The following is a 13,582-nucleotide window of genomic DNA, read 5'->3' on the forward strand; positions in this document are numbered from 1 at the left end:
CCAACCCAGTCAGCCCCAGCGGCCGCAAAGCCCAAGGGGCCGTCGCCCGCCCGTACCATGCTGGGCATGCCCGCGGCCGCCGTGGCCCAGGCCGCGCAAGCGGCGCAGGCCGGCCAGGCTCCGCCCGGGGAGCGTGAGTCCAGCAGCGGCCGTGACTCATCACCGCTCAACCCGCGCACGCGCCGGAAGTCGCGCGCCGAGATGGGCCTCACCATGGTGGAGGGCGTTGCTCCGTCCATGCCCGAGCCGGTGAGTGACGACCAGCGCCCGGGCCGCGCGCGGGCCTCGGCCAACTACGGCATGGTGCCGATTCCTCCACCGCGCCAAGAAGACTCGAGCGACGACCTTCCCACCCTGCCCAAGAGCAAGGCGCCGATGATCGCCGGGGTGGTGTTCGCGGCGCTGCTGTTCATCGGCGCCGTCGTGGCGCTGCTGGTGTGGCTGATGAGTGGAGGCCCCGAGGTGCGCGCCACCGTCGCGCAGACCGACGCGGGGGAGGTGCTCCAGCTGGAACTGCCCGACGTCGCACCGGGCTCACGCGTGCGCCTAGGGGGCATCGAGGCTCCCGTCGACGCGGGGCGCGCCACGCTGCCGCTGTCGTCGGATGCGCTGCACGTGGGGCCCAACGAGCTCGCGCTGGCGGTGGTGGGGCCGGATGGCTCGTCCGAAGAGGTGCCGCTCACGCTGCTGGTGGCGTACCGCGTGCGCGCCGATCTCAGCGCCCTCGAGCAGCGGCCTCCCGTGCTGCGTTACATGGTGGAGGCCCAGCCTGGCGCTAGCGTGGCGCTGGACGGGCGCCCCGTGACACTGGACGCCGGCGGCATGGGTCACCACGACTACCCTGTGGTCGCGTCGGCCGATGACCAGGGCGTGGAGCGCATCGTCCGCTACGAAGTGCGCACGGCGGATGGGGCGACCGAGACGGGCCACATCACCACGCGCGTGCCCTACGCGGCGCTCACGGTGGACCGGCCCGGCAACGAGCTGATCACCGATCAGGGCACCGTGGAAGTGGCGGGCAGCGTGGCGGCAGGCGCCACGGTCATGCTGGACGGAACCGCGCTCGAGCTGCGTGACGGACGCTTCTTGCAGCGAGTGCCCGTGGCCGAGGTGCGTGAGTACCGCCTGCAGCTGATGGTGCGGCAGCCCGGCTTCGCGCCTCGCCACAGGGAGATCGTGGTGCGGCGCGTGGCGGACCTTTCGGCCGAGGCGGCCCGCTACCCGGTGGACGCCACGCTCACGTACGCGCGCATCGCACAGAACCCCGCCATCTATCGCGGGCAGAGCATGGCCGTGGAGGGGCGCGTCTATCACGTGGACGTGCACGAGGGCCGCAGCGTGCTGCAGATGATGGTGCGCGAGTGCGGCGGTGGTCAGCGCTGCGCGCTGTGGGTCACGTACCCGGCCGCCACCGAAGCCACCGTGGGGTCGTGGGTGCGCGTGGTGGGCGACGTGGCCGGTGAGCAAGCGTTCCAACCCCGCTCGGGCGGTGCGACCATGACGGTGCCACGGGTCGACGCGCGCTTCGTGTTGCCCATTCGTTGAACGACCGCAGCCGAACGACCGCTGAACCACGAGATGGACCCGAAAGCCACCGCCAAGACCGCCGAGCACCGCCCCTGCACGGAGTGCGGGCGGCTGAACTCGTTCGAGGCGCGCTTCTGCGGGGCGTGTGGCAACGAGCTGGTGAGCGAGAGCCAGGCGCTGGGCAACGAGGTCATGGCGGACCCGCTCATCGGGCGCATCATCGCGGACCGCTACCGCATCCTGCAGTTCTTGGGGCGCGGCGGCATGGGCGTGGTCTACCGCGTGGAGCACGTGCACATCGGCAAGGTCATGGCCATGAAGCTGCTGCACGGCGAGCTGGCGCGCGACCGCGACACCATCAAGCGCTTTCGCCGCGAAGCCGAGGCGGCCTCCAAGCTGAGCCACCCCAACACGGTGCAGGTCTTCGACTTCGGCTCGAGCCAGGGCCTCATGTACTTGGTCATGGAGTACGTGGACGGCCGAGACTTGGGCCAGGTCATCCGGGACGCGGGCACGCTCGACTTCGCCCGCGTGGCACGCCTCACGGCGCAGGTCTGTGGCTCCGTGGCCGAGGCCCATCGCTTGGGCATCGTGCACCGCGACATCAAGCCCGAGAACGTCATGATCGTGACGCGCCCCGACCAGGGCGAGACCGCCAAGGTGCTGGACTTCGGGCTGGCCAAGCTGCGCGACACGCAGGCGGGCAACACCGTCACGCGCGCCGGGGCCATCGTGGGGACGCCCTACTACATGCCGCCCGAGCAGATTCGCGGCGAGGACGTGGACCCCCGAGGCGACGTCTACGCGATTGGCGCCATGATGTACAAGGCGGTCACCGGAGCGCCACCGTTCGTGGCCGCCTCGCCCATGGGCGTGCTCACCAAGCACCTCACCGAGGCGCTCACGCCGCCTTCGCACAAGCTCGCCAAGGTGCCTCCCGAGGCGGACGTCATCATCGGCCGCGCCATGGAGAAGGAGGCGCGCGACCGCTATCCGGACGCCGACGCCCTGCGTGCCGCGTTGGCCGACTACCTGGGCCTCGTGGGCCACGACATGACCGACCCGAGCCTGGCGCTCGAGAGCCGTGAGCTGAGCTCCTCGGGGCGTCGCAAGGTGGCGCAGCTGGCCACGCGCGGTGACGTGGACCGCTTCGAGCATCGCCTCCAGCGGCGCGGGCTGTTCGCGTACACCGTGGGGGTGCTGGCCGTGGCGGCGCTCATCACGGTGGGCGTGGTCTACGGGCGTCGCTACCTGGCCACGCTCGCCCCGCCCACCGAAGAGTCCGAGCCCAACGACACACCCGAGACGGCCTCGCGCATCTTGCGTGACGGCGTGCTGAGCGCGCACCTGGGGCAGCGCGTGTCCGAGACGGAGGGCGACGTGGACTTCTACCGCATCGTGCGGCGCGGCCAGGGTCGTGAGCACCTCGACGTGGTCGCTTCGGGTGTGCCCAACGTGGACATGATCCTCGAGCTGGTGCGGGTGGGCGGCCGCGTGCCCGCCATCGAGGTGAACGCGGGCGGCGTGGGTGAAGGGGAGTCGCTCATCGCCTTTCCCGTGTCGGACGACGATTACCTCATCCGGGTGCGCCAGACCGTGGCCGCGGGCGAGCGGCCCATCGAGAACGTGAGCGACCCGTACAGCATCGTGTGGCGGGTGAGCGCCCCCGAGCTGGATCACGAGCGTGAGCCCAACGACTCGCTCGAGACGGCCGGGCAGGTCCCGCTGATGGGAACGGTGCGCGGGCGCATCGGCTGGCGCGACGACGTGGACCTCTACTGCGTGGACACGTCGGCCGACCGCGTGGGCGCGCGCGTGAGCGGCATCCCGGGCCTGGATCTGGTGCTGCGCGTGGTGCAGCGGGCCGAGCAGTCCAGCTCGAAGATCGACGCCGAGGGCGTGGGGAGCGAAGAGAGCGTGAAGGACCTGCGGGTGCTCGCTGGGCAGACCTGCTTCGAGGTGTCGGTGGACATGAACGCGAGCGACACGGCCTGGGCCAGCCCCTCCGAGATGTACGTTCTCGAGGTCTTCGCGGGGGTGGACGGTGGCTGACCTCTCTCTGCGCCCGGCAGCACGCGGTGCGGTCGCGCTCGGCCTCGCCGTCACCGGCCTGCTGGCCGGCACCGCGTGGGTGGGCGAGTGGCCCGTCGCGCATGCGCGGCCCGTGACCATCGGCGTCTATCAAGAGCTCCCCTTCGGCGTGGCCCGCAGTCACCCCAGCGTGACGGATGGCGGGCGCAGCTCGCGGGACGGGCGCAGCACGGCGCGCCTCCCGGTGCGTGAGCCCAGCGTTCGCTATCGGGTCGAGGTGGGCGCGCGGCACGTCACGGCGCCCATCGCGCTCACCAACAACACCCTGCTGGCGGTCGCGGCCGACCACGCCGGCTACGTGTTGCTCGACGGCGCGCTGACACCCGACGGCGCCTCGCTGCGGGGCGCGAGCGGGGTGTCGCTCTCGCCGGAGGGCTTCGTGGTGGCCGAGACCGACGGGCTCGCCTTCCTGGACAGCCGCCTGCAGGTGCGGGCGCGGGTGCCCGTGGCAGGGCTGAGCGACGCGGCGCCCCTCGTCTTCGCCGATGGCACCGCCGTGGTGAGCGCGGGGGCGTCACTGCTGCGCGTCGATGCGGCGGGCACGCGGCGGTTCACGGTGCCCGTGGCTTCGCGGGCCCACTCGCCGGTGGCGCGGACGCCCTCCGGGCGAATCGTGACGGCCACCACCACCGAGCTGCTGTTGCTGGACCAAGACGGGCGCGTGGAGCGCCGCGAACCGCTGGGCGACCATCCCGTGGCGGGCCCGGCCGTGGGGCTCGACGGCAGCATCTGGGTGATGACCGCCGGGGGCCTCGCCGCGTTCGACGCCGATGGCGCACCACGCGTGCGCGTGCCCTCGCCCACCAGCGGCCCGCTCACCCACGGCGGCTTGGCCATCGCCACGGACGGCAGCGTGCGTGCGGCCGTGCTGGGGTTCGGGGTGCTCGCGCTCAACGCCTCGGCGGCGCCGCTGTGGTCCTTCGCGCTCCCGCAGGCGCGCTTCGTGGTGGTGGACGCCGCAGGCGGGTCGCTCGTAGCCACGCACGACGGACTCCTGGTGGCTCTCGACGCCGACGGGCAAGAGCGCTGGCGCGCGCGTCTCGACGGCACGCCGCACGCAGCTCCCGTGCTGGGCGTGGACGGCACCGTCTACGTGGGCCTAGAGGGCGGCTCGTTGGTGGCGCTGCACTAGCGGGACACGGTGGCATGAAGATCGAGGCCCTCGACTACGAGCTCCCCGAAGAGCTGATCGCGCAGCACCCCACGGCGGCGCGTGACGCGGCGCGCCTGCTGGTGCCCTCGCTCGCCGGGACCGCCATGCACCGGAGCATCCGCGACCTGCCCGCGCTGCTCACGCCGGGCCTCATCGTGTGGAACGACGCGCGCGTGATCCCGGCACGCCTGCGTGGCGAGCGCCCGAGCGGCGGCAAGGCCGAGCTGCTGCTGCTGGAGCCCGACGCGGACGCTGCCGCAGGAGCGGGCGCAGCCGAGACGTGGCTGGCCCTCGGGCGCGCCAACAAGCCGCTGCAGGTGGGTCACCAGCTGATGCTGGGAGGTGCGCTGCACGCCGAGGTGCTGGCGCGCCTCGGGGAAGGGCAGCTGCGTGTGCGGCTCAACCCTCTCGCGCATGAGAGCGTGATGGCCGCGGTGGAGGCCGTGGGGGAGCTGCCGCTGCCGCCGTACATCGCGCGGGCGCCCGAGAGCACGGACACCGAGCGCTATCAGACCGTGTTCGCGCGCACGCCCGGCGCGGTGGCGGCGCCCACCGCAGGGCTGCACTTCACGGCCGAGCTGCGCAGCGCGCTCGAGCAGGCGGGGCACGAGTTCGCCTACGTCACGCTGCACGTGGGGCCAGGCACCTTTCGCCCGGTGAAGAGCCACACGCTGGACGAGCACGTGATGCACCGCGAGCGCTACGACGTGCCCGAGGCCACCGCGGCTGCGCTCCGGCGGGCGCGCGAGCAAGGTCGCCCCGTGCTGGCGGTGGGCACCACCGTGGTGCGCACCCTCGAGGCGGCGGCCCTCGAGGCCACGGCGGACCAGGTGGTGCGCGCGGGCGCGGGCGAGACGGCGCTCTTCATCCGCGGGGCGTATCCCTTCCGCGTGGTGGACTCGCTGGTCACCAACTTCCACTTGCCACGCAGCACGCTGCTGGCTCTGGTCATGGCCTTCGCGGGCGAGGACGCGCTGCGCGCCGCGTATGCCGAAGCCATCCGGGCCCGGTACCGCTTCTTCAGCTATGGAGACGCCATGCTCTTGCACCGAGCGCGCCCATGAGCGTCCACGCGCTGCCCACCCAGGGGTTCTCGTTCGAGGTGAGCGCCACCGACGGCGCCGCGCGGCGTGGTCGCTTCCAGACGCCGCGCGCGGTCATCGAGACGCCGGTCTTCATGCCCGTGGGCACGCAGGCCAGCGTCAAGGGCCTCACCCCCATCGAGGTGGAGGAGACCGGCGCGCGCATCATCCTGGCCAACACCTATCACCTCTGGCTGCGCCCGGGCCCGGAGCTCATCGACCGCTTCGGCGGGACCCCACGCTTCATGGGCTGGAAGCACGCCATGCTCACCGACAGCGGTGGCTTCCAGGTGTTCTCGCTCGCGTCGCGCCGCAAGATCGACGACGACGGCGTGACCTTCCGCTCGCACCTCACGGGCGAGGCCAAGCGCCTCACGCCGGAGGAGTCCATGCGCGTGCAGCGCCTGCTGGCCGCCGACGTGGCCATGGTGCTGGACGTGTGCCCGCCGGGGGCCGCCGAGCGCCGCGAGATCGAGCAGGCCATGCGGCTCACCACCGCCTGGGCCAGCCGCTGCCTCGCGGCTCCTGCCGCCGACGGGCAGGCGCGCTTCGGCATCGTGCAGGGGGGTGTGCACGCGGACCTGCGTCGCGCCCACTTGGACGACATCGCGGCGCTGCCCTTCGACGGCTTCGCCATGGGTGGCTTCTCCGTGGGTGAGCCCATCCAGACCATGTACGAGCTGCTCGAGACGCTGGGGCCCGCCATGCCCGCCGACCGGCCGCGCTACTTGATGGGCGTGGGCACGCCCTATGATCTCATCGAGGCGGTCGGGTCGGGCATCGACCTGTTCGACTGCGTGCTCCCCACGCGCAACGCGCGCAACGGCCAGGCGCTCACGTGGCACGGTCGGGTGAACATCAAGCAGGCGCGCCACACCGAGGACGAGGCCCCGCTCGACCCGGACTGCGCCTGCCCCGTGTGCGCCACGTTCTCGCGCGGCTACCTGCGGCACCTGCAGAAGGCCAACGAGATGCTGCTGCCGCGCCTGCTCACGCACCACAACCTGTTCTTCTACGGCGAGCTCATGCGCGCCGCGCGAGGCGCCATCGAGGCCGGCGACTACCGCGCCTGGGCATCGCGCACGGTGCAGAAGATGCGCGCCGGCGACGAGATCGAAGCCCCGCGCTGACCCCCGCGCGGGTGCAGGCCGCTACGGTGGAGGGGCGCCCAACCGCTCGGTCTGCCCCGCCACGGGCAAGAGCGTGACGCGGCCCGTGGCGTAAGCGCGCGAGAGGTCCTGCGACAGGAGCGCGACCGGCAACGAGGTGGCCGTGGCGAGCTCGCCACGCAGCATCACGGGGCTGAGCGCCTCCTCGGGATCGATAGCGGGCCGCGTGCAGTCCACCATCACGCGCAGCGGCGTGTCGCGCGGCAGCACGTCCACGTCGAGGTGCAGCGCCATGCGCGTGGTGTAGAGCTTGGCCTGCCACACCACGCCCATGCCGATGGCCCCCAGCCAGTCGAGCACGATGCAGGTGAACGCGGCGTCGAGCGTTCCGTCGGGACGCAGGGCCGAGCTCAGTTCGTTGCCGGGGATGGCGAAGAACTCGTGGGTGAGGTCCAGATAGCAGGCGCTGCGATGCGCGGTGACCGGGAACGACCCCCGGATGCTCAGCGTGCGCGCGGGCTCGCTCTGGCACTGCTCGAAGACGGCGCGAAAGGGCGCGGCGGCGTCCCTTCCGAGAGGGGCAGCGCTCCGGGCGTGCGCGTCCAGCTTGGGGGTGTCCGAGAAGCGCGTGTGCAGCGCGAAGCCGCCCGCGCTCTCCGTGTACGTGCCTTCGAAGGTGAGCGCCGTCTCGAGGGGCAGGGCGCGCTCGAGGCGCATGTCCAGCTCGAGCGGGAAGGCCTGGGTGAGCGCGCCGGGCCCGCGCAGGGCGCGCAGGATGGAGAGCACGCGCGCATAGGCATGCAGACCGCCGTGCAAGCGCCCTGGGGGGCCCGCCAGCGCTTCGCCGAAGAACGCGTCACCGCGGAACGCCCCTTGCTCGTTCGCAGCGAGCGGTGCGCCGTGGCCGATGCACACGTCGAGCGCGCTGCGGAGGGCCTCCCGCGTGGGGACTGTACGAGCACTCATGCTGGGTGGTAGCGCGTCTCCGCCGCCGGCGCATGCGCGGGTGTTGTACGCTGCGAGGGCCGATGCCCCCCGCTTCGACGACGGGTCGCGAGACCCCCACGGACATGACCGCGCCGCCGGGCGCCGAGGTCGCCTTCGCGGGCAGCACCGTTCCGCCCGCACTCATGGAACGCTGGCGCGAGCTCACCGTGAACGCTCCGCTCGGCGACCTGGACCCGACCCTCGGGCGGGTCACGGAGGACCTCACGCCCGGGGCGCTGGCGGACGTTCCAGAAGGCGTGGTCGCGCTGGGCGACCCGATCGCGCGCGGTGGCATGGGCGAGGTGCGCCGCGGGACTCAGCACCGCCTGCGGCGCGAGGTGGCGGTCAAGCGTGCCCTGCGGGAGACGGCGGCCGCTGGGCGGGGCGCCATGCTGCGCGAGGCGTGGGTGGCGGCGTCACTCGAGCACCCCAACATCCTGCCGATTCACACGCTGTCGCGGGAGGGCGACGAGCCGCTCATCGTCATGAAGCGCGTGGAGGGCCGCGTGTGGAGCGACATCCTCGAGGACGAGCGCGATCCCGCGGCCCCAGGCTTCCGCGTGTCGCGACCATCCGTGAGCGGCATGGGCGACCGCTGGGTGGCGCCCCTGCAGGTGCTCATCGAGGTCTGCCGCGCGGTGCACTTCGCTCACACCCGGGGCGTGCTGCACCTGGACATCAAGCCGGACAACGTGATGGTGGGCGAGCACGGCGAGGTGGTGCTGCTGGACTGGGGCCTGGCCACGGCGTTCGACCCGCGCATTGCGCCGTCGTTCCTGCGTCCGCGCGAGAGCATCGAGGCGGTGTGTGGCACCCCGGGCTACCTCTCCCCCGAGCAGGCCGAGGGCATCGGCAGCGCGCTCACGCCCGCGACGGACGTCTACCTGCTGGGCGCGGTGCTCTACGAGGTGCTCACGGGGCAGCTCCTCCACCCCGGCCCGGTGGTGAAGTCGCTGCTCAGCTCACACCGCGCCGAGCCGCCGGTGCTGGGCGACGACGTGCCTGCCGAGCTGCGCGAGCTGACGTTGCGGGCGCTCGCGCGGGACCCCCGCGATCGCTTCCCCGACGTTACGAGCTTTCGACAGGCGCTCGAGGCCTTCCTCGCCCACCGTCCGGCGCTGGCCCTGACCGCGCGCGGCGATGGCTTGCTCGCGGCGCTGCTCGCCTCGCCCCAGTTCTCGGGCGAGGATGACGATCTCTCGGCCGAGGTCTCCATCGACGCGTGCCGCTTTGCGTACCAGCAGGCGCTCCGGTTGTGGCCCGAGTCGCGCACGGCCAGCGCGGGGCTCGCGCGGCTCTCCGAGTGGCTGCTGAACCGCGCGGAGGCACGCATCGACGCCAACGGCGGGCGCGCCGCGTTGGACGATCACCCCGCGCCGGGGCCCGAGCTGCGGCAGCGCCTCGCTGCCCTCGAGCAGGCTAGCGTGGACGATGGACACCGCCTGGTGCGCCTCCGTGCGCTGTCGGCCGACGAGGACGTGGAGACGTATCGCCGCGTGCGCATCGGCCTCGCTGCCGGAGGGGGTGCGCTCTGGCTCCTATGGAACCTGTGCGCGGGGTGGCTCGACCGGAGTGGCATCCTGCCCCTCACCCACGCCGCCCTGCTGGCCAACGTCTGCTTGGCGGCGCTGAGCTTCGGGCTCTTCATGGCGCTCGGGGGCCACCGCTCGCTGCTGAGCACGGCCGTGAACCGGCGCGCCCTCACGGTCATCCTCGCCACCTTCGGCCAGACGTTCGTGTTGTGGACGGGCGCTTGGCTGCTGGACGTGCCTCCGCGCTCGGCGGCCGCGCTGGCTGGCGCGGCGTACCTGCTGGCGGCGCTGGCGGTGGCAGCCATCCTGGACGCGCGCACCTGGTGGGTGTCGCTGCTCATGCTCGTCCCGGCCATGGGGGGGGCGCTCATGCCGGCGTACACCTTCGAGTGGACCGCGCTGCTCGGGCCGTTGGGTGGCGCAGGCCTGGCGTATCTGTGGTGGCAACCCGCGCGCGCGGAGGAGGCCACGTGAGCGCGCAGGACACCAGCGCCAGCATCCGCAGGACGCTCGCCACCATCGACTCCGGCTCGCTGGTCAACGTCTGGCGCGAGCACGGCATACGCACCGATGACCTGGTGCCGGACTCGCGTGGCACCATCGGGCGCCCGAGCGTAGGCGACTCGCTCACCCTCGACGGCCTCACGCGTGGTGAGCTGTCCGTGCTGGGCAACCCCGAAGAGGGCGGCGTGGTGCAGGGCGAGGTCATCGGCTCCGGCGGCATGGGCGTGGTCCGCGAGGGCACACAGCTGGTGCTGCGGCGATCCGTCGCGGTGAAGCAGGTGCACCCCGACGCCTCACCCGCCCGCGAGCTGCGTCTGGCCGCGTTCCTGCGCGAAGCGTGGGTCAGCGCCAACCTCGAGCACCCCAACATCATCCCGGTGCACACGCTGTGCAGCGACCACGGCGACCCGCTGCTGGTCATGAAGCGCGTGGAGGGCGTGTCGTGGCGCACGCTGCTCGACCAGCCCGAGCTGGCGCCCGCCTATGGCGTGGACCCGCGCGACCCACTGACGTCGCATCTGCGCGTGCTGGTGCGGGTGTGTCGCGCCGTCCACTTTGCCCATACCCGCGGGGTGCTGCACCTCGACCTCAAGCCCGACAACGTGATGGTGGGGCGTCACGGCGAGGTCTACCTGCTGGACTGGGGTCTGGCCGCGGGGTTTCGCGATGGTGCCGCCTCTTTCCTGCCGCGCACGCGTGACCTGCACGCCGTGGTGGGGACGCCCGGCTACCTGTCCCCGGAGCAAGCCGCTGGCCTCGGCAGCGTGTTCGGGCCCGAGACGGACGTCTTCCTGTTGGGCGCGCTTCTGCATCGGGTGGTCACGGGCGTCATGCCCTACCACGGCACCACCCTCATGGAGGCCCTCGGACAGGCCTTCGCGTGTGCGCCACGCGAGTACGGCGCCGACGTCCCCAAAGAGCTGGCCGACATTCTGCAGCGCGCGATGGCGCGTTCCATCGACGAGCGCTACGCGACGGTGACCGACTTCCGCCTGGCCCTCGAGCACTTCCTCGAGCACCGCGACGTCAACGGCCTGCTGGACGAGTCGTTTACCCGGCTGGACGTGCTCGCGCAGGACCTCTCGCGCGCCGAGCCCCAGCCACGTGACGCTAGCGCGCTGCGGCGGCTGGAGAACGAGTGCCGCTTCGGGCTCGAGGAGGCGCTCGGCCGCTGGCCCGACAACACCCGTGCGCAAGAGGGCATTCACGAGCTGGCGCGCCTCAGCGTGCGTCGTGCGCTCCGGGCGGGGGACTGGCGTGCCGCCGCCGCCGCGCTCGAGCGCTTGCCCGCGCCGGACAGCGACCTCCTCGACCAAGTGGCAACAGCTCGCGATCACGCGCAGTCCATGGCGCGGGAGCGGGCCATCCTCGAGGATCTCGGCTCGCACGAGGACATGCTGCGGTTCGCCGATGTGCGCTCGAAGGTGTGCGCGTTCATCTCCATCGGATGGAGCGTCTGGTTCTTCGCGGTGGGAGCGACCATCCGCGCGGGGACCGTGCCGCTGACGTACGCCGCGCTGCTCACCAACGCGGTGCTCACCTGCGTGATCTACGGCGGCATCGTCTTTGGCGTCCGCAAGACGCTGCACTCCACCCAGATCGACCGCCGCGTCATCTGGCTGCTGGCGGTGTGCTTCTTGGACGCCGGCATCGTGTGGCTGTTCGCCATGTTTCTCGAGCTCCCACCGCTGCATGCCGTGGCCTTGAGCTCGTCGGTCTACGTCTTCTTCTTCGTCGCCACGGCCACGGTCATCGACCGGCGCCTGGCGTGGATCGCACCCGTGCTCGCGCCCGTGGCGCTGCTGCCCTTCCTCGACGTCGAGCGCGTGTTCGAGTGGCAGGGCGCCTACGTGCTGCTGGGGGGCATCACGCTCAGCCTGATCTGGCGTCGGGACGCTCGCTCGGCGCGGGAACGGCAGGCGTTGGACCGGCGGGGCGCATGAAGCTCGCACCTCGGTTTGACCCCTCGGCCCGAGACGCTATACGGACGGCTCCCTGCGCGTGGTCACCGTCGGCTACGCCGAGCTGGAGGTAGCGTTTTGCGCATCGAACGAGCGTTGGTGTCGGTCTCGGACAAGACCGGAGTCGTAGAGTTTGCCAAGGGACTGGCTGCCCTGGGCATCGAGATCCTCTCGACCGGCGGCACCGCCAAGGCGCTGCGCGAAGCGGGCCTCACGGTAGTCGACGTGTCGGAGTACACGCAGTCCCCCGAGATCATGGATGGGCGCGTGAAGACCCTGCACCCGCGCGTGCACGGCGGCATCCTCATGCGCGACCTGGACGAGGACCGCGCCGCGCTGGCCAGCATCGGGGGCAAGCCCATCGGCCTCGTGTGCGTGAACCTCTACCCGTTCGAGAAGACGGTGGCGGCCGGCGCCGAGCACGACGAGATCATCGAGAACATCGACATCGGCGGCCCGTCCATGGTGCGCAGCTCCGCCAAGAACCACAGCCGCGTCACCATCGTGACCGAGCCCGCCGACTACGGCCGCGTACTCGAGGCGCTCCGCATCGCGGGCGAGACCACGCTCGAGCTGCGCGCCGAGCTGGCCGCCAAGGCCTTCACCCACACGGCCGCCTACGACGGCGCGATCGCCGCCTACATGACGCGCCAGGCGGGCTCGGCCTACCCGGGCACGCTCACGCTGAGCTTCCGCAAGGGCTACGACGTGCGCTACGGCGAGAACCCGCACCAGAGCGGCGCGTTCTACATCGACCGCGACGCGGAGCCCGGCAGCCTGGCGCTGTCGGAGTCGCTCGACGAAGGCGGCAAGGAGCTCTCGTTCAACAACCTCATCGACGTCGACGCCGCGCTCGACGCCGTGCGCGAGTTCACCGAGGGTCCGGCCGCCGTGGTGGTGAAGCACACCAACCCGTGTGGTGTGGCCCGCGCGGCCACGCTGGAGCAGGCCTACCGCATCGCCCGCGAGGCCGACTCGCAGAGCGCCTTCGGTGGCATCGTGGCGCTCAACCAGCGCGTGGATCGCGCCACGGCCGACGCCCTGGCCGAGACCTTCATCGAGTGCGTGATCGCGCCGGGCTACGACGACGAGGCCCTCGCCAAGCTCAAGAAGAAGGGCAACCTGCGCATCCTGTCCACGGGCGCCTGGCTCGGGCCCGAGCACCGCGCGCTGCACTACAAGCGCATCAGCGGCGGCGTGGTGGTTCAGGAACGTGACGCCACCGGTGGCGCCGAGGTGCGCGACGGCAAGGTGGTCAGCCAGCGTCAGCCCACGGCCGACGAGTGGGCCGCCCTCCAGTTCGCGTGGTGCGTGTGCAAGCACGTGAAGAGCAACGCCATCATCTTCGCCACCCCCGACCGAACGGTGGGCGTGGGCGCTGGCCAGATGGCGCGCGTCACCTCCGTGAAGATCGCCACCGAGAAGGCCGGCGAGCTGAGCAAGGGCGCGGTCATGGCCTCCGACGCGTTCTTCCCGTTCCCGGACGGCATCGAGGCGGCGGCCGCGGCGGGCATCACCGCGGTGGCGCACCCGGGCGGCTCCAAGAACGACGACGCCATCATCGCGGCGGCCAACGCCGCGGGCATCGCCATGGTCTTCACCGGCGTGCGCCACTTCCGGCACTGATCACGGAGCG

Annotated in this window: 9 protein-coding genes; 8 read left to right on the top strand and 1 reads right to left on the bottom strand. The window is 72.0% G+C overall.

The window, feature by feature from the left end; genetic code table 11:
- Positions 1-66: 66 nt before the first annotated feature.
- From IPI43_25920 to tgt, 5 genes are read left to right on the top strand one after another with little or no spacing between them, the layout of a single operon-like run.
- Complete coding sequence (locus tag IPI43_25920; GenBank protein MBK7777519.1) at positions 67-1,545, top strand: hypothetical protein; 1,479 nt, start codon at positions 67-69, stop codon at positions 1,543-1,545.
- Between the two features lie 33 nt (positions 1,546-1,578).
- A complete protein-coding gene (locus IPI43_25925) occupies positions 1,579-3,579 on the top strand; it encodes a protein kinase (protein MBK7777520.1) in 2,001 nt (666 codons plus the stop codon).
- On the top strand, positions 3,572-4,750 hold the full coding sequence (locus IPI43_25930; protein MBK7777521.1) for a PQQ-like beta-propeller repeat protein: 1,179 nt from the start codon (positions 3,572-3,574) through the stop codon (positions 4,748-4,750). The genes IPI43_25925 and IPI43_25930 overlap by 8 nt, the downstream gene beginning before the upstream one ends.
- Before the next feature lie 14 nt (positions 4,751-4,764).
- Positions 4,765-5,835 carry a tRNA preQ1(34) S-adenosylmethionine ribosyltransferase-isomerase QueA gene (gene queA, locus IPI43_25935; GenBank protein MBK7777522.1) on the top strand — a complete coding sequence of 357 codons (1,071 nt, stop codon included), beginning with the start codon at positions 4,765-4,767 and terminating at the stop codon, positions 5,833-5,835.
- Positions 5,832-6,983 (top strand): tRNA guanosine(34) transglycosylase Tgt, encoded by a 1,152-nt coding sequence (tgt, locus tag IPI43_25940; protein ID MBK7777523.1) that lies wholly within the window; start codon positions 5,832-5,834, stop codon positions 6,981-6,983. Before queA ends, tgt begins: the two co-directional genes overlap by 4 nt.
- Positions 6,984-7,004: 21 nt before the next feature.
- On the opposite strand, the gene IPI43_25945 is transcribed toward tgt, so the two are convergent.
- On the bottom strand, positions 7,005-7,928 hold the full coding sequence (locus IPI43_25945) for a hypothetical protein (GenBank protein MBK7777524.1): 924 nt from the start codon (positions 7,926-7,928) through the stop codon (positions 7,005-7,007).
- Positions 7,929-7,990: 62 nt separating this feature from the next.
- Here IPI43_25945 and IPI43_25950 point away from each other — a divergent pair, with 62 nt between their 5' ends.
- The 3 genes from IPI43_25950 to purH all read left to right on the top strand — a co-directional run bounded on the left by IPI43_25950 (position 7,991) and on the right by purH (position 13,572).
- Positions 7,991-9,955 carry a serine/threonine protein kinase gene (locus IPI43_25950; GenBank protein ID MBK7777525.1) on the top strand — a complete coding sequence of 655 codons (1,965 nt, stop codon included), beginning with the start codon at positions 7,991-7,993 and terminating at the stop codon, positions 9,953-9,955.
- Positions 9,952-11,928 (top strand): serine/threonine protein kinase, encoded by a 1,977-nt coding sequence (locus tag IPI43_25955; GenBank protein ID MBK7777526.1) that lies wholly within the window; start codon positions 9,952-9,954, stop codon positions 11,926-11,928. Before IPI43_25950 ends, IPI43_25955 begins: the two co-directional genes overlap by 4 nt.
- A 96-nt stretch (positions 11,929-12,024) precedes the next feature.
- Entirely contained in the window at positions 12,025-13,572 is a 1,548-nt protein-coding gene (gene purH, locus IPI43_25960; GenBank protein ID MBK7777527.1) for a bifunctional phosphoribosylaminoimidazolecarboxamide formyltransferase/IMP cyclohydrolase, read from the top strand.
- The last annotated feature ends 10 nt before the right edge of the window (positions 13,573-13,582 follow it).

The organism is Sandaracinaceae bacterium (assembly GCA_016706685.1).
Lineage (GTDB): Bacteria > Myxococcota_A > Polyangia > Polyangiales > Houyiibacteriaceae > JADJJE01.

Bases quoted from the DNA above. Each gene is read 5' to 3' on its own strand.
- IPI43_25920 (MBK7777519.1), top strand. From the start codon at position 67: ATGCCCGCGGCCGCCGTGGCCCAGGCCGCGCAAGCGGCGCAGGCCGGC.
- IPI43_25925 (MBK7777520.1), top strand. From the start codon at position 1,579: ATGGACCCGAAAGCCACCGCCAAGACCGCCGAGCACCGCCCCTGCACG.
- queA (MBK7777522.1), top strand. From the start codon at position 4,765: ATGAAGATCGAGGCCCTCGACTACGAGCTCCCCGAAGAGCTGATCGCG.
- tgt (MBK7777523.1), top strand. From the start codon at position 5,832: ATGAGCGTCCACGCGCTGCCCACCCAGGGGTTCTCGTTCGAGGTGAGC.
- IPI43_25945 (MBK7777524.1), bottom strand. From the start codon at position 7,928: ATGAGTGCTCGTACAGTCCCCACGCGGGAGGCCCTCCGCAGCGCGCTC.
- IPI43_25950 (MBK7777525.1), top strand. From the start codon at position 7,991: ATGCCCCCCGCTTCGACGACGGGTCGCGAGACCCCCACGGACATGACC.